General features: G+C 50.4%; 17 protein-coding genes. 5 read left to right on the forward strand and 12 right to left on the reverse strand.

Going from position 1 to position 16,732, the window contains the following annotated elements; all coding sequences use genetic code 11:
• Positions 1-6 precede the first annotated feature (6 nt).
• Positions 7-711, forward strand: coding sequence for a phosphate regulon transcriptional regulator PhoB (gene phoB / locus ACJJIM_RS19975; RefSeq protein WP_108735044.1), 705 nt, complete (start codon positions 7-9; stop codon positions 709-711).
• Positions 712-795: 84 nt separating this feature from the next.
• Positions 796-2,175 (forward strand): phosphate regulon sensor histidine kinase PhoR, encoded by a 1,380-nt coding sequence (gene phoR / locus ACJJIM_RS19980; RefSeq protein ID WP_282930620.1) that lies wholly within the window; start codon positions 796-798, stop codon positions 2,173-2,175.
• Between the two features lie 12 nt (positions 2,176-2,187).
• On the opposite strand, the gene ACJJIM_RS19985 is transcribed toward phoR, so the two are convergent.
• From ACJJIM_RS19985 to ACJJIM_RS20000, 4 genes are all read right to left on the reverse strand, one after another.
• Positions 2,188-2,547 (reverse strand): hypothetical protein, encoded by a 360-nt coding sequence (locus ACJJIM_RS19985; protein WP_282930619.1) that lies wholly within the window; start codon positions 2,545-2,547, stop codon positions 2,188-2,190.
• A gap of 2 nt (positions 2,548-2,549) precedes the next feature.
• Complete coding sequence (locus tag ACJJIM_RS19990) at positions 2,550-3,161, reverse strand: DUF938 domain-containing protein (RefSeq protein WP_413663836.1); 612 nt, start codon at positions 3,159-3,161, stop codon at positions 2,550-2,552.
• Positions 3,158-3,934, reverse strand: coding sequence for a peroxide stress protein YaaA (gene yaaA / locus ACJJIM_RS19995; RefSeq protein WP_282930617.1), 777 nt, complete (start codon positions 3,932-3,934; stop codon positions 3,158-3,160). The genes ACJJIM_RS19990 and yaaA overlap by 4 nt, the downstream gene beginning before the upstream one ends.
• A gap of 79 nt (positions 3,935-4,013) precedes the next feature.
• On the reverse strand, positions 4,014-4,493 hold the full coding sequence (locus ACJJIM_RS20000; protein ID WP_282930616.1) for a DUF4265 domain-containing protein: 480 nt from the start codon (positions 4,491-4,493) through the stop codon (positions 4,014-4,016).
• A 72-nt stretch (positions 4,494-4,565) separates the two neighbouring features.
• On the opposite strand from ACJJIM_RS20000, the gene ACJJIM_RS20005 reads away from it, so the two are divergent.
• Positions 4,566-5,852 carry a M48 family metalloprotease gene (locus ACJJIM_RS20005; RefSeq protein WP_413663837.1) on the forward strand — a complete coding sequence of 429 codons (1,287 nt, stop codon included), beginning with the start codon at positions 4,566-4,568 and terminating at the stop codon, positions 5,850-5,852.
• Between the two features lie 57 nt (positions 5,853-5,909).
• Here ACJJIM_RS20005 and ACJJIM_RS20010 read toward each other — a convergent pair whose 3' ends face one another.
• The 8 genes from ACJJIM_RS20010 to ACJJIM_RS20045 form a co-directional block, all read right to left on the reverse strand.
• The gene (locus tag ACJJIM_RS20010) at positions 5,910-6,857 is read right to left on the reverse strand and encodes a putative porin (protein WP_444911816.1); all 948 of its coding nucleotides are present in this window, start codon (positions 6,855-6,857) and stop codon (positions 5,910-5,912) included.
• A gap of 582 nt (positions 6,858-7,439) precedes the next feature.
• Positions 7,440-8,267 (reverse strand): putative porin, encoded by an 828-nt coding sequence (locus tag ACJJIM_RS20015; protein WP_413663840.1) that lies wholly within the window; start codon positions 8,265-8,267, stop codon positions 7,440-7,442.
• Positions 8,268-8,556: 289 nt separating this feature from the next.
• Positions 8,557-8,871: an antibiotic biosynthesis monooxygenase family protein gene (locus ACJJIM_RS20020; protein ID WP_413663841.1), complete on the reverse strand. Its 315-nt coding sequence runs from the start codon at positions 8,869-8,871 to the stop codon at positions 8,557-8,559.
• An 85-nt stretch (positions 8,872-8,956) separates the two neighbouring features.
• Positions 8,957-9,658 (reverse strand): phosphate signaling complex protein PhoU, encoded by a 702-nt coding sequence (phoU, locus tag ACJJIM_RS20025; protein ID WP_282930610.1) that lies wholly within the window; start codon positions 9,656-9,658, stop codon positions 8,957-8,959.
• 23 nt (positions 9,659-9,681) lie between these two features.
• Entirely contained in the window at positions 9,682-10,491 is an 810-nt protein-coding gene (gene pstB, locus ACJJIM_RS20030) for a phosphate ABC transporter ATP-binding protein PstB (protein WP_282934617.1), read from the reverse strand.
• 102 nt (positions 10,492-10,593) lie between these two features.
• On the reverse strand, positions 10,594-11,880 hold the full coding sequence (pstA, locus tag ACJJIM_RS20035; RefSeq protein WP_282930609.1) for a phosphate ABC transporter permease PstA: 1,287 nt from the start codon (positions 11,878-11,880) through the stop codon (positions 10,594-10,596).
• The gene (pstC, locus tag ACJJIM_RS20040; protein ID WP_413663843.1) at positions 11,873-13,252 is read right to left on the reverse strand and encodes a phosphate ABC transporter permease subunit PstC; all 1,380 of its coding nucleotides are present in this window, start codon (positions 13,250-13,252) and stop codon (positions 11,873-11,875) included. The genes pstA and pstC overlap by 8 nt, the downstream gene beginning before the upstream one ends.
• Positions 13,253-13,414: 162 nt before the next feature.
• Positions 13,415-14,467, reverse strand: a complete 1,053-nt coding sequence (locus ACJJIM_RS20045) for a PstS family phosphate ABC transporter substrate-binding protein (RefSeq protein WP_282930607.1) — start codon at positions 14,465-14,467, stop codon at positions 13,415-13,417.
• A 183-nt stretch (positions 14,468-14,650) separates the two neighbouring features.
• Between ACJJIM_RS20045 and ACJJIM_RS20050 the strand changes: the two genes are divergently transcribed.
• The gene (locus ACJJIM_RS20050; RefSeq protein WP_413663844.1) at positions 14,651-15,223 is read left to right on the forward strand and encodes a TRAP transporter small permease subunit; all 573 of its coding nucleotides are present in this window, start codon (positions 14,651-14,653) and stop codon (positions 15,221-15,223) included.
• Positions 15,220-16,584 carry a TRAP transporter large permease gene (locus tag ACJJIM_RS20055; protein ID WP_413663845.1) on the forward strand — a complete coding sequence of 455 codons (1,365 nt, stop codon included), beginning with the start codon at positions 15,220-15,222 and terminating at the stop codon, positions 16,582-16,584. The genes ACJJIM_RS20050 and ACJJIM_RS20055 overlap by 4 nt, the downstream gene beginning before the upstream one ends.
• Positions 16,585-16,732 lie beyond the last annotated feature (148 nt).

A 16,732-nucleotide genomic window follows, 5' to 3' on the forward strand; every position in this document is an offset into this window, starting at 1 on the left:
AGGCAAATGCACAGTAAAACGATCCTGATTGTCGATGACGAATCCGCAGTGCGCGATATGCTGCGGGTCGCACTGGAAATGGCGGATTACCGCTGCCTTGAGGCGGAAAACGCCCAGGAAGCTCACGCCCTGATTATCGACGAGAAGCCAGACTTAGTGCTGCTCGACTGGATGCTGCCGGATGTTTCCGGGGTAGAGCTGGCAAGGCGCCTCAAGCGCGATGAACTCACCACCTCATTGCCGATCATCATGCTCACGGCAAAAGGTGAAGAAGACAATAAAATCAAAGGGTTAGAGACCGGGGCCGACGATTACATCACCAAGCCTTTCTCCCCCCGGGAGCTGGTTGCACGCTTAAAGGCCGTACTGCGCCGCGCGGGCCCGGCAACCCCGGAAGAACCCCTCAGCGCCGGCGCATTGATATTGGACCCACTGAGTCACCGAGTCACTATCAAAGGGCAGCCGGTGGATATGGGGCCAACAGAATTTCGCCTTCTCACCTTCTTCCTCTCCCACCAGGAGCGCGCCTATACACGCACCCAACTCCTCGATCATGTATGGGGTGGGAATGTCTATGTGGAGGAGCGCACCGTGGATGTCCATATCCGCCGTCTGCGCAAAGCCCTGGCCATTGATGGCCACGACCGCTATATCCAGACAGTTCGCGGCACCGGGTATCGGTTTTCTGTGCAAACCGCAGAAAAAGTGTGACAATCCTCTCTGGATCGGTACCGATCCCTGCAGAATCAAACCTCCGCGCTTAACGGGTGCGGGCCTGGTTCCATGAGGTATTGAATGCGGGCGGAAGAGGCTGTGCCACTGCCGCCATCTATCAGGCAACACGGCAACTCTATGTTGGATCGCAGTATTGGCGAGTTCTCGCGTTTCGTAATTATCGCCCTGGGATGCACCATTCTCGGTGTCACCTCCGGCAGCTGGTCTCTCGCCCTGATTGCGGGATTGGCCAGCTATCTGATCTCAGTGCTGTGGCAACAGCAACGTTTCAACCGCTGGCTGGCAAACGGCAGACGCGGCCCAGCCCCAACCGCCTTTGGTATTTGGGGCGAAATCTACGACGACTTTTACCGTATGCAGCGGCGCCACCGCCGCGAGAAGCAGAAGCTGCACGTGATGTTGCGCCGAGTGCAAGACAGCACCAGCGCACTGCGCGAAGGCATTGTAGCCCTGGAAGACGGCGATAACCTGGCTTGGTGGAACCCTGCAGCGGGTGAACTCCTTGGGTTGCAAGCCAGTGATTCCGGCCAGTCATTAGTCAACTTTGTCCGCGACCCTGGCTTTGTCAGCTATATGCACGGTGATAACAGCGGAGAACCCCTCACTCTGCCCGCACCTGGCAATGAAGCCCGCATGTTACAGCTGGAAGTCACCCGCTACGGTAAAGATGAGGCTTTGGTCATTGTTCGCGACATCACCCGTTTACACAATCTCGAGCAGATGCGCCGGGATTTTGTCGCCAATGTTTCCCATGAGCTGCGCACCCCCCTCACGGTAATTGCCGGCTACCTGGAAACACTGCAAAGCAGTGATATGGCACCGCCTCCCTGGAGGAAACCCCTGGCTCAAATGGAGGAGCAGACTGGCCGCATGAGTACGCTGGTCAATGACCTGCTGCTATTGGCTCGCTTGGAGACCTCAGAACGCAAAAGCGGGGATATGGCTGTAGCCGTACCAGAACTGATTGAGAGGGTGGCCCAGGAAGCGCGCAGCTTCAGTGGCGATCGGCATCATCATATCGAAGTTGATTGCAAAGGGGATTGCTACCTCAATGGAGACCCCGGCGAATTACACAGTGCGTTTGCCAACTTAGCTTTAAATGCAGTGAAATACACTCCCGAAGAGGGCGGAATTCAATTGCGCTGGTGGCAGGATGACAAAGGCGGGCACTTTTCCGTAGAGGACAATGGTATCGGTATCGATTCGATCCATATTCCCCGCCTGACTGAGCGCTTCTATCGAGTTGATCCAGGCCGCTCACGGGACAGTGGCGGCACAGGTCTCGGGTTGGCGATCGTTAAGCATGTGTTGCTGCGACACAATGGAGAAATGAGTGTAGAAAGCACGCCCGGGCAGGGCAGTCTCTTCACGCTTCACTTTCCGCCAGCAAAGCTGGCTCAAAAGCCAGCATCCAGGTTGAGTTCTGAAGCCGCTAATTAAAGCGGCTTTCGATTACTCCAGTTCCTGCAGTTCTACTTCTTTACCGTCTTTGACATAGCTGGCCGTGCCCTCTTTACCCAGAGCGTTTGCTTCCCGGCGCAAAACCAAATGGTGCAACTGCAAATCCCCATCGCGCAGCAGTAGGTGCTCATTGCCCTCATCATCGGTAGGCAGGGCCTTAGCACCAATGAGGGCATCTCGCAGAGCGCGCAGCTTGGGCACATCGCGATAGCGATTCAAGTCATTCGACAAACGGGCTTTCATGCGCTCACTCTCATGCAGTGCCGCCGCTGTCTCACGGTACTTGGCAAAAAAGAATACGGCTCCAATGGCAAAAGCTACGATCACCGCTATTTCAAACCACTCAGGCATAGTTACTCCTTATTATCATTTTTGCGCCAAACAATTAATTGATTATTGGCCGGCAAGAAATTTAGTTCTGTGCGACTGAACCCCGCACTCTCTGCCAGCTGATCGAGCCATTCGAGATCGCGAATCCCCCGCTCGGGATCATGCTCCTTCAACTCGATATCAAAATCCGCATTAGTAGGGCCAATAAACTCTCCTGCAATTTTCACTGGACCGTAAACGATCAACAAACCTTCCGGCTCCAGAACATCGGCACTGTGCAGAAAGAACTTTTGTACCAGTTCAGCCGACATAATATGTAAGGTGTTTGCAGTGAAAATAGCATCAGCCGAAATCTCGGGCCAAAATTCGCCAACATCGAGCACTAGCGGCTGTGGCAGGTTGCTATTGGGGACCTCCGCCAGCCAGGACTTTACTACCTCCAGCTGTTGCGATCGCTCTGAAGTTTGCCATTCAAGATGCGGTAAATGCGGAGCAAAATATACTGCGTGCTGACCAGTACCACTGCCAACCTCAAGCACTTTGCGACTTAAAGCCAACAGGCGAGTCAGTTGTTGGAGAATCGGCTCGCGATTGCGCCCGCAGGAGGGCGCATTCGGCAATTCAGTACTACTCACTGCGGTTCATCCCGGGTAAATACCCAATCCCACTCAGTGGACATATTCGGGTTATAGACATAACCGGCCACATCAAACCCTTTCAGCTCTTCAGCCTTCTTTACCCTCTGGTCAATGGCCCAGCGACTCATCATGCCTCTGGCTTTTTTAGCGAAGAAGCTAATCATCTTATACTGACCATTTTTCAGGTCCTTAAAATGCGGGGTGATCACCTGAGCATCAAGCTGCTTGGTTTTGACTGATTTGAAATATTCATTGGATGCGAGGTTTACCAACTCGCGACTCTTCACGCCCTGCAACTGCGCATTCAATGCTTCGGTAATCTTATCTCCCCAAAATTCATAGAGATTCTTACCCTTGGCATTTTCAAATTTAGTACCCATCTCGAGGCGATAGGGCTGCATCAAGTCCAATGGGCGCAGCAAACCATAAAGGCCAGAGAGCATACGTAAGTGCTTTTGCGCATAGGCAAAGTCCCGCTTACCCATAGTCTCCGCCTCCAGTCCGGTATAAACATCACCTTTAAAGGCGAGCAGGGCGGGGCGGGCGTTGTTATCGGTAAACGGACGCTTCCAAGTATGGAAGCGATCGTAATTTAAGACTCCCAACTTATCTGAAATTTTCATCAAGCTGGAAACCTGCTGCGGGCTCAGTTCGCGCAGCTCTTTGATCAGGGCTGCTGATTCTTTCAAAAAGTCCGGCTGGGTGGTTTCCAGTGAGGGAATATCACTTTCATAGTCCAGGGTTTTCGCCGGTGAAATAACTATTAACATCGGGTGCCTTCTCGCTTCGCTATCGCCTCAACCACACACTACCAAGCTATTGTGGCTGACCCAAATATATCGCGGATGTTTACTCTGGCTTTAGGACGTCCTGCCACCAATTGAGTGGAGTCTGCCCGTCCTTAGGGTCATAAACATTGCCGTAATACCAAACGCTGTTAGCCCCATCGCAGGCACTGTTGAGGATCTCCTCAATCTTATCGAATCCACAACTGACATGAATGCTGTAGACCAATACGCGCGGAGCCTCCAGATCCAAATCGCCCCCGAGCTTCTCCAGCTGTGGGGTCAACTTATCAGACAGTTCCGTGCTATCGCCGCGACAAAAAATACGCACCGCCAAATTCCCCGAGCGCTTTACCAACTCAAATTGCTGGGTGTCTTTATCGACCTTAATGTAATCCCCACTGGCGATTCCCTTAATAAAGACAGGGGATCGCACCAATTGGCAGCTATCATCCTCGCTCACACGAACCTGTAGCCGTTCCACCACGGGCTCACCTTCGGGGTTGTTGCCCGCAAATAACTCAATGACTTGAAGTGCCGTCATAAACCTCAGTTCCCGTACTGTGTACAATGAGTAACCATTCTAATGACTCAACATTATACAGGGAGGGAGGCAATGATCTCGCGTACCCAAGCGCTTACGGCATGTGTCGCGTTTTGGACAACCACGATTCTCGGAGGATGCGTTGTCAATCCAGTCACCGGTGAGAAACAGGTTTCGCTGATATCTCCGCAGCAGGAGGTTCAACTGGGGCAACAGCACTATGCTGCCAACCAACAGCAACAGGGCGGCCAATACACCATTGATCCGGCCCTGCAAAACTACATCAATCAGGTTGGCCAAAAGCTGGCGCGGGCCTCAGACCGCCCCCAGCTACCTTACGAGTTTGTGGTTCTGAACAATTCGGTTCCCAACGCCTGGGCCTTACCCGGCGGCAAAATCGCTATCAATCGAGGCCTGCTGGTGTTACTCGATGACGAAGCTGAGCTCGCTGCCGTACTGAGCCATGAGATAGTTCACGCTGCTGCGCGACATTCCGCAACTGCGATGTCCCAACAACAATTACTGGGCGCAGGCCTGGCAATCGTGGGAGCTGCCACCCAGGACTCTGGCTACTCTGACTTGATTGCCACCGGGACTCAACTGGGGGGCTCCGCCTATATTGCCCGCTACAGTCGCGGCAATGAGTTAGAGTCAGATCAATACGGTATGAAATATATGGCCGCTGCGGGATATGATCCCCAGGGGGCCGTACGCCTGCAAAGAAAATTTGTTGAACTGTCGGAGGGGCGGCAAGCTCGTGGACTGGAAGCGCTCTTTGCCAGCCATCCCCCTTCCCAGTCTCGTGTCAGCGCTAATATCAAGCACAGTCAATCTCTACCCAAAGGGGGAATCACCAACCGGGCCTCTTACCAAAAAGCCATAGCGCAATTAAAGCGCGATGCCGATGCTTACAAGAATTACGACGATGCGGTTGTCGCAGCCAATGATAAAAAGTTTGACTCTGCACTAAAGCTGGTGAGAAAAGCTCAAAAACAGCAACCCAAAGAAGCTGCCTTTTTTGCGCTAGAAGGCGATTTATTCAGTCAAAAGAAACAATATAAAAATGCTCGAAAGGCATACGATAGTGCCATTCAAAAGAATCCGGCGCTATTTTCGTATTGGCTAAAGCGGGGAATCACTAATATCCAATTAAAAAATTATAGCTCTGCAGAGGGCGACCTAACCAGATCACTACGCTATCTGGATACAGCTTACGCTCACTACTACCTCGGCCAGACCTATGAGAGACAGGGAAATAAGCAAAGTGCTTACAAGCACTATCAGGAAGCTGCTGGGGCTGGAGGAGAAATTGGCACCATGGCACAAAACCGAATAAAAGCCATCACCAACAAAGGGTAAATAAATTTGATTTATAAATAAAAAGGGCCGTCTCAGACAGCCCTTTTTTAATTTTGCTTATAACTGAAAAATTACGCTAAGTTCGAACTTTTCTACATCAAGTTCAATAAAGGGAGTCAAAAAGCTAAGCACGGTATCATTTTCAAGATCCGGCATTACATCAAGCGTTGAAGTAGATCCAGCACGATAGGTATCACTACCAAAGCTGCGAATATTAATATTATCATCTGCCTCCATAGTGCTATAAGCGGCCTCAAAGGCAATATTCCGACTAAAGAAGTGAGTGAAAGCCAGCTTCATATCGTCTTTCTCGTCCAGTTTCATACCAAACGAGGTGCTTTGTGAGAAGAAATAATCTGCACCGATCTGCCAATAATCGTCATCACCTTCATAGTCGGCATAAGAAAGTTCAGTGGTCAAATACCTCCCACCTCCCAGGCTTGTGAAATATTTAGAGGAAAAGACAGCCACATCCAGACCATCGTCACTGACAAAATCAAAACCAATATAATCAGCACCGCTCAACGGATAGTTGTATCGAAATTCAACATAAGTCTCTTTATCAGACTCAAAATCAGTATGGGAAAGTTCTAATAAAAAATTCGGGGTGAATAAATAGCCAAGAGCAACCGTGTCAATATTTCGATCATTAACTTCAGTTAAATCTATACCGAAAATAAAACCATTTTGAGAGAAATACTCCCCGGTCACAGCGTAATTATCGGCATTATTACTATCTACCTCATTATGGAAAAAGGCAGCCGATACATTGCTTACTTTGTTAATATATCCAAACTCATTTAGGGGGCCTAGAGTTTCTTTTCCAGAAAAGTAATAAGTAGTTTCAACCAAAAACTGATTTCCATCTAAATCAAACTCACCGCCCAAAATATCTAGATTATAATCCAAGCTAGAATAGCCAGCTGTAGTAATTAAATTATATTCTTCAGCGTCAGCGGTTACAGAGAGAAATAACAGGGGAAGAACAGCGAGACTGAATCTCATTTCCAAAACCTTTCGTTAACATAATGATCTAAATTAGGATGCGAATTCTAACAATAATTTTTCACTGTGCAACAAACACTATTTGTAAGAGATAAAATCAAAGCCCACATATAAAAGAGTTATGCGATAGGTTCACTATTGCAACTAAACCTTGTTGATTTATTTCACACAGCAGACCCTCTATGATCTTTCTGCCCATATATAGCTCTACTGAACTAACAAGCAACCTTTTGTCTAGAGATACCTATCGATGAATGTTCTTCATCCACTGGCTTTTATAGAACATTCAAATCGATAAGGTTCCTCTTAGTAAGCCCACACAAGAATTAAGCTATTTTTGGAAGGGGTATCTCGCGATAGCAAGAGACTTAGGGAGGTTTCAAGCTTATTTAGAGGTCGTATGTAAAAAGGAAGATCAACAAAGTATCTCCAACTATTACATAAAAACAACTAAATACAGAAGAAAATTGGCACCAAGGTACCGAGAAAGATTAGAGCAGTAAAGCTAGGTTACTTTGAGCTTACTCAAGTTAAACATGAAAAATAAAGGGCTATCAATGACAGCCCTTTATTTAAACTAACTTATAATTGAACAGTTAAGCCCAACTGATAGATATCAAGATCACCCTTAATATCATTGTTAGAGAGATAAGCCGTTTCAACAGCAATATTGCGGTTAAAGAAGTGGGTCATACCCAGCTTGTAACTTTCTTGCTCATCATAATTAAATTCAACAGAAGTGCGTTGATTGAAGAAAAATTCAGACCCTAACGCCCAGAAATCATCAGCATTCTCAATGCTATTGTAAACCAATTCTACAGTCAGGTATTGCTCTCCAGCCAGATGAGCGAAGTACTTGGAGGACAAAGCACGATTTTCGAATTCTTCATCAACAAAAAGGTTAAAACCAACATAATCAGTCGAATTCAACTGGTAGTTATAACGAGCCTCCATGGAAAACTCATTATCACTATCATCATCAACATGATTTAACTTAACAAGAAAATCTGGAGAGAATAGATATCCGATAGACTGATAATCTAAATTAGTCTCCCAAAGGTCACTTATGCCGGCACCGACAACCAAACCATTAGAAGCAAAGTATTCACCACTTACCGAGAAAATGTCAGAGTGATCACCGCCACTGTTAAAGTGCGAGAAACCTGCAGAAACATTACTCACTTTGTTGATATATTCAAACTCTTTCAAGGGGCCAAGAGTTTCTTTACCGCCAAAATAGTAAGTAGTTCCAAGATCAAAAGAATCTGTGTCAGAACTGTAGCTTAAACCATTGCTTCTAATATCAAACTCGGAATGAGAGTATGTAGCATTAGTAAAAGAGTTGTATTCCTCAGCACCTACAGTTGCAGCGGCGAGCATCAGGGGGAGAGCAGCAAGCTTGAATCTCATTTGATAAATCCTTCGTTAACGTAGCGATCCAAATTGGGCTGCGGATTGTAGCAAAAGTTTTTTGGTGCGCAACAACAGCAAATTACACGATAAGCAATTAGAGCCAAATTTGCGGTAAAGCGAATATTTTTTTTCGACAAAAAAACGTATCAACAAGAAAAACAAATGCTGTAATTGGCTGTAATGTACCAAATGAATAAATTCCAGCTAAAAACAATAAAATAAAAAGTTTTATTTTTTATTCGAACACATATTTATTCAGGCTGTGTTCAGGTTCAGTTGATTAACATCAAGCGCTATTAATATTTACAACCCATTGCGGGTCATAAAATTCCCCTATTAAGCTAATTTTTACAAAAGGGGCCACGCTGGCAATGATTTCATCGATTTTTTTACTGTGCTCATCTTGCATAGCATCCCGATCTTTTTTACATCGCCAGCTAGCAATGGCTATCAACACATTGGGGTCATCAATTTTTCGATGAAGCTCTGTGCCCATCGCTCCCGGGGAGCGCTGGATAATCTCAGAAGCGCGCATCCAGGCATCGGCATAATCCTCAGCTTTAAACCCATTTTGTAGATGAACTTCGAAGATAAATTTCATGCTCTGTATTACCTAACGACTAACAAATAGTTTTCCGTAAAAAAAAAGGCCGCACTAGGCGACCTTTTTAAGTTAGCAAAGCCCTTTAGGACTTGCGTAGATTTTCCTGGTGCCCATGCCGGATATCAGCACCCTCCACCAAGTAAACAACCTGCTCACAAATATTCTTCGCATGGTCACCGATCCGCTCCAGTGAGCGCAGGGTCCACAACACATTAATGACCCGGGAAATACTGCGCGGGTCCTCCATCATGTAAGTTACCAGTTCACGTACGGCCGTACGATAATCCATATCAACCTGCTGGTCCTCAGCAAGAGTTTGCAGAGCCGACTGCACATCGAAACGTGTATAGGCATCCAACGCGTCATTGAGCATTTTGCGCACGGCATTGGCAATATGACGGATTTCGGTATACCCGCGCGGCGACGTACCTTCATCTGTCAGTGCTATGGCCATCTTGGCAATTTTGCTCGCCTCGTCCCCAATGCGCTCCAGGTCGCGGGCAATTCGAATCACAGACAGCACCATGCGGAGGTCGGATGCCGCCGGTTGGCGCTTGGCAATAATTAGCGTGGCGTGCTCATCCAGGGCCATCTCACTTTTATCTATGACTTCTTCAATACGCAGCACTTCCTCGGCCAGCTCACTGTCCGCATTGGCCAGGGCATCAACCGCATCGGCAACCTGGCGGGCGACCATACCGCCCATTTCCAGCATCTCTGTCTTTAAGCTTTCCAGGTCTTCATTAAATTGGCGTGAGATATGTTGATCGAAATGCATTTCCATAGTTTTCCCTCCGAGCAGGAACCTTAGCCGAAGCGGCCGGTGATATAGGCTTCAGTGAGTTCGTGCTCGGGGTTGGTGAACACCGTTTCAGTATCATTAACTTCCACCAAATGCCCCAAATGGAAGTAAGCCGTACGCTGACTCACCCGCGCAGCCTGCTGCATCGAGTGAGTAACGATTGCGATAGTGTAGTTCTGGCGCAGCTCATCGATCAGCTCTTCGATTCGCGCCGTTGCAATCGGGTCCAGGGCAGAGCAGGGCTCATCCATTAGGATTACTTCCGGGCTCACCGCAATAGCGCGGGCGATACACAGGCGCTGCTGCTGACCACCGGACAGACCCGTACCCGGCTTATCCAAACGATCTTTAACCTCATTCCACAGACCGGCGCGGCGCAGGCTGTTTTCTACGATCTCATCCAGATCGGCACGGCGGCTGGCAATGCCGTGGATTTTTGGGCCGTAGGCCACATTCTCGTAAATGGACTTGGGAAAAGGGTTTGGTTTCTGGAATACCATGCCAACGCGGGCGCGCAGGGGTACCACGTCCACTTTGGGGCCGTAGATGGGGTCACCATCCAGACTTAACTCGCCCTCGACGCGACAACCTTCAATAGTGTCATTCATGCGGTTGAGGCAACGCAAAAACGTCGACTTACCACAGCCGGAGGGACCGATCATGGCAACCACTTCATTTTTTCCGATATCGAGACCGACCGAGTGGATCGCCTGGGTTTCACCATAGAAAACATTCACATTGCGCATACGCAACTTGGCGGTGTCACAGAAGGGTTGGCCAACTGTTTCTCTAACATCAGCCCGATCATTCATCATTTGCCTACCCGCAACATCGGATTGCGCCGCATCAGTTTGGCTGGCGGCATCCAGGGTCATGGTACTCATATAATATCCCGCTTTCTGATAATCCGCGCTCTGTTACCAGCGGCGCTCAAGTTTCTTGCGCAGCAATACCGCGCTGGTATTCATCACAATCAGCACGCTCAGCAACACCATAATGGCTGCGGAGGTGCGCTCGACAAAGGCGCGCTCCGGGCTGTCTGCCCACAGAAAAATCTGCACAGGCAGCACGGTGGCCGGGTCGGTTACCCCAGCAGGTACGTCGACAATAAAAGCGACCATACCAATCATCAATAGGGGCGCCGTCTCACCGAGGGCCTGGGCCATACCGATAATCGCGCCAGTCAACATTCCCGGCATCGCCAGGGGCAGCACATGGTGGAAAACCACCTGCATACGCGAAGCCCCCATACCCATTGCCGCCTCGCGAATTGAGGGTGGCACCGCCTTCAAAGCCGCGCGGCTGGAAATAATAATCGTGGGCAAGGTCATCAGTGTCAGTACCAAGCCCCCTACCAGAGGTGCCGAACGCGGCAACTCAAAGAAATTAATAAATATCGCCAGGCCCAGAAGGCCGAAAACAATAGAAGGCACTGCCGCGAGGTTATTGATATTCACCTCAATCAAATCGGTCCAACGGTTTTTGGGTGCATACTCTTCCAGGTAAATCGCCGCCGCCACACCGATAGGAAATGACAGTGCCAGAGTTACCAACAGGGTAAACAGGGACCCCATCAAGGCTGCGCGGATGCCCGCCTGCTCTGGTTCACGGGAGTCGCCATTAGTAAAGAAGATGGTATTGAACCGCTTCTTCAGTTCACCGCTGTCCAACAGCTGCTCAATCCAACCAGCCTTCTGGTCCGAGGTACGACCACGGAAACCCTCTTTGGAATCCTTCAGGCTTTTGACGAAAGTATCCACATCGTCATCGACTGACAGCCAGACTTTCTCGGATTTACCCAACAGTTCCGGATTCGCAGCTAAGCGATCGCGCAGGGTAAAAGGTGCTCCGGAGGAAACCAGGCTGTAGAGTTCACGCTTGTCACTGCGACCAGTCACAGTGGGAAAGCGCTCGCGCAGGGACTGGCGAATAACACCGGTGAAGTTTGCCCAGGTCAGACTTTCATCATCGACCTTATCGATGCCCAAAACCTGTTCGTCGTAGTGCACTTCCAGCTGGATAGCTGTCTGCACAAAGGCACCACTGCCTTTGCTGATAATGTCAGTGAACAGAATCAGTACAGCGAGTACACCAAAGGCGATACTGCCAATACCCAGCCCACGAAACAGCTTTTCTTTGCGGTGACGGCTGGCGAGGCTTTTCTCTATGCGCTCGCGAACTTGCGCCTGAGTAAGATCAGTCATACTGCTCCCGGTATTTTTTCACTACGTGCAAGGCAATAAAGTTCAGCACCAAAGTGGAGATAAACAACATCAGGCCCAAAGCAAAAGCGGCGAGGGTCTTTGGACTGTCAAATTCCTGGTCGCCAACCAACAGAGTCACAATCTGCACCGTCACAGTCGTGACCGATTCAAGCGGGTTGGCGGTGAGGTTTGCCGCGAGCCCGGCGGCCATCACCACAATCATGGTTTCACCAATTGCGCGGGAAACCGCCAGCAATACACCGCCGACGATGCCGGGTAGTGCCGCAGGAATCACAACTTTGCGCACCGTCTCGGACTGGGTGGAACCCAAGCCCAGGGCGCCATCGCGCAGGGACTGGGGCACCGCATTGATCACGTCGTCAGACAGAGAGGAGACAAAGGGAATAATCATGATTCCCATCACCAGACCAGCGGCCAGTGCGCTTTCACTGGAGGCCTGTAGGCCCATAGAGGTGGCCAACTCGCGAATAAATGGAGCAACGGTTAAGGCAGCAAAAAATCCGTATACCACGGTAGGTACACCGGCGAGAATTTCGAGTACCGGCTTGGCCAGGGAACGCACGCGCTTACTGGCGTACTCGGCCAGATAAATAGCCGCCATCAATCCCACAGGTACCGCCACAAACATGGCGATCGCGGACACCATCAGGGTTCCGGTAAACAGCGGGACAGCACCAAAAGCACCGCTCGATCCCACCTGGTCTGCGCGCAGGGCCATCTGTGGGCTCCAGTGCAAACCAAACAGGAATTCACTCACCGGCACGGACTGGAAGAAGCGCAGGGATTCAAACAATACCGATAACAAAATTCCGACAGTGGTTAGAATCGCAGCGCTGGCACAGGCAATCAGCACTGTGCGCAGCACTTTTTCAACTTTTTCGCGAGCGCGCAGCTTCGGAGAAAAGCGCAGCAGTGCAAAAGCGGCAAGGCCGCTGGCCAACACCAAACTCAGGAAGGCCTGTAAATTATTGGAGCTGGAACGCAACTGACCGAGGTAGTCCGCAGCACTCTGCAATTGCGGGGACTTTTCACCTATCAGGTGGCCCGCCGCGAGATTCTGGATCTGCGCGTAGAGAAGGTTCTGCCCGGAGATACTCTCCGGCTTATCGGCAATACTATTCATGACCATCGCACGGATGATCGAATCGTCAAACACCAACCAGCCACAGAGTAATATCAGTGCTGGTAAACCACACCAAAGGGCGGTGAGTAATCCGTAGTAACTGGGCAGGGCGGCCAGATTGCGAACGCCGCCAAGACTGCGAGCAGCGTTCACTGCACGGCGAAAGCCAGTGCCGTAGGCCACTAATATCAAGAGCAGCAAAAGTGCGAACAGTGTGGGGGTTTGCATTGAATTACCGTACTAAAAATATCGTCGCTGGCATTATCCAGACTTTATCCCCGCGTTCCATCACAGGGGGGGCGACAATTTGTGAGTCTTCTTATAAAGAACGGCCAAGCCCTTTCGAGCTTGGCCGTCAATTCCCTTTGACAGTACAACTCCAGAATTTTTTTACTTGGCTGCGAGATTACTCAGTGCGTTCAGCTTGCGCACATCAGTAGCAATCTTTTGACGCTTCTCGGTGGGCAGAGGAATCATACCTTTGTCAGCCAGGTAGCCGTCTTCACCCCAAGCGCGCTCATTGGTGAATTCAGCCAGGAACTGCTTAACACCGGGAACCACGTCAGCGTGCTGCTTCTTAACGTAGATAAACAGCGGACGGGAAACCGGGTAGCTCTGGTCAGCGATGGAGTCGAAAGTGGGGGCCTGATCTTCGATCAGGGAGCCCTGTACCTTGTCAGCATTCTGGTCGAGGAAACTAAAGCCGAAGATACCCAGGGCGTTCGGGTTGGCAACCAGCTTGTTCACGATCAGGTTGTCGTTCTCACCGGCCTCAACATAAGCGCCGTCTTCGCGAACGTTGTGACAGATCGCTTTATAAGCGCTCTTGTCTGTTTTCTTCATGGCTTTGATCCAGCCAAACTTCTTACAGCCACCTTCCATTGCCAGCTCGGCAAAAGCATCGCGAGTACCGGAAGTGGGGGGCGGACCCAAAACTTCGATTTTGGTGTTGGGCAGAGCTGGGTTTACGTCCTTCCAGGTCTTGTAGGGGTTGGCTACCAGAGTTTCAGAACCGTCTGGGTTAGGAACTTCCTTAGCCAGGGCCAGGAAGATGTCCTTGCGAGTCAGCTTAAAGGGAGCTGCTTTCTTAGCATTCGCAAGAACGATGCCGTCGTAACCGATTTGCACTTCAACAACATCAACACCGTTGCTGTTACACATTTCCAATTCGGATTGCTTGATGCGACGGGAGGCACCGGTGATATCCGCAGTACTTTCTCCAACACCCTGGCAAAACAACTTCATGCCACCACCAGTACCAGTGGACTCAACGACTGGAGTTTTAAACTGGGTTGCGCGGCTAAAACGCTCCGCCACAGTCGTAGTAAACGGGTAAACAGTAGAGGAACCTACAACACTAATGTAATCGCGCGCCGCCATAGCAACCTGTGAAGTTGCCAGGGTCAGGGCTGCCAGAGAAGTCGCCAGAATTTGCTTGTTCATTGTGTAACTCCGATGAGTGTTTTTATTTCACGCGGCGATGCTAGGAACAACGGGTGACGATTCTATGAATAAAAGATTACAAAAAGGTTACAGCTGTATTTTTACCCTGCTGGCATGAGAGCGGGCAAAGGGTTAACCTTCGAGCAACATAAATAACAATAAGATGTAAAGAGAGAAGCCCCCATGCGTTTTCTGCTGTGCAGCGCGCAGGCACTCGAGCGCCTGACCAGTCATACCGGGCAACTGCTGTCCTGGTTCACCTGGGCCATGGTCCTGTTACAAAGCTGTGTTGTGGTGATGCGCCACGGCTTCAATACCGGTTCTATCGCCCTACAGGAATCCGTGATTTACCTGCACGGTGCCGCCTTTATGCTGGGGCTGGCCTATGCGTTACAGACCGATGCCCATGTGCGGGTGGACGTCTTCTACCGCAAGATGAGCGCCAGGGCCAAAGCCTGGATCAATGCAATTGGCTATCTGATATTCCTCTTACCGCTTTGCGTCTTTCTATTTATAAGCAGCTGGCACTTTGTACTGAATAGCTGGTCAGTTTTTGAAGACAGTGCGAACGCCGGCGGCCTGCCTGGGGTATTTTTACTGAAGAGCCTGATTCCTCTATCCGCAGTCACCCTGGCTCTGGCGGGGCTGGCCCAGTTTATTCGCGCCCTGGTGCAATTGATGCTGCCCCAACAACAGTCCATTCCAATGTCGTCGTCAAAAGCAGTACTGAAGCAGGTAGAAGGGGCCGAAGTGTGATTGAGCTAATCCCCTTTCTGATGTTTGCAGTCGTCTGCGCTCTGCTTATGTTCGGCTACCCAGTAGCTTTTACCCTCGCGGGTACCGCCCTGCTATCAGCGGGCCTGGGTATTGTGTATGGCGTATTTGATGCTGAGTTGCTGCGCGCTTTCCCCGATCGCCTCTACGGCATTATGCAAAACGGCACTCTGGTTGCCGTTCCGCTATTTGTGCTGATGGGGGTAATACTGGAGCGAGCCAAGATTGCTGAGGATTTATTGGTTAATCTGAGCAAAGCCTTTATGGGGGCTCCCTCGGGACTTGCCATTTCCGTAGTGGTAGTAGGCGCGCTGCTCGCCGCCAGTACTGGCATCGTCGGTGCAACTGTAGTCACCATGGGGCTGATGTCACTGCCCACCATGTTAAAAAATGGCTACTCCCCCAAACTGGCTACCGGCACTATCTGCGCCACCGGTACCCTCGGGCAAATTATCCCACCCTCTATTGCCTTGGTTCTGTTGGGTGACACCCTCTCCAATGCCTATCAACAGGCACAACTATCTGCAGGCATTTTCAATCCCAAGCCAGTCAGCGTAGGGGATCTGTTTGTAGGGGCAATTATTCCCGGCTTACTGCTGGTGGCCGCCTATATCATTTATCTATTATTTATTGCCCGTCGCCCCAAACCCACGGAGAGCAGCGAGCCTCCAGAAGTGGATAAGGCCCAGCTGCTTCGCAGTCTTTTACCCCCGATTGCCTTAATGCTGATTGTGCTCGGATCAATCATCGTTGGCGCTGCCACCCCTACAGAAGCGGCCGCCGTCGGCGCACTGGGGGCGGCGTTACTGGCGTCCAGTCGCGGAGCACTGAGCTTTAAGCGCGCCGGGGAAATAGGCCGCAGTACACTTCAGGTCTCGGCCATGGTTTTCGCCATATTGATTGGCGCCTCATTGTTTTCTCTGGTATTTCGCGGTTACAACGGCGAAGAGCTGGTGACAGGATTTTTCCACAGCCTGCCCGGAGGGGTAATCGGCGCGACCCTGTTGGTGATGCTGGTAATATTCCTGCTGGGCTTTATCCTCGACTTTATCGAGATCACCTTTGTAGTGGTACCAATTGTGGGCCCGGTACTGCTGGCAATGGGCGTCGATCCGGTGTGGCTCGGCATTATGATTGCCATCAATTTGCAAACCTCTTTCCTAACGCCTCCATTTGGGTTTGCTCTCTTTTACCTGCGCGGGGTGGCCCCCAGTTCTGTCGCCACATCGGCCATCTATCGCGGGGTAGCGCCTTTTATTGCCATCCAACTTTTACTGCTGTGCCTGCTGGCGATATGGCCGGCCCTGGCCACTTGGCTGCCGGGGGTGGTTCAGCAACAGTGATCTGCGCATGTGGAGAGCCATCCATAGACTGAGAGGCAGTACCAACGGCCAAAAACGCGCCTACGGTCGACTAAAGGCCGAAATTTATTCTGGTCAATTACTGGCCAAATTGTGCTAGAATGCGCCACCATTCCAGTAGTGGAAACCA

Source organism: Microbulbifer maximicatervae (SeqCode), assembly GCF_052467615.1.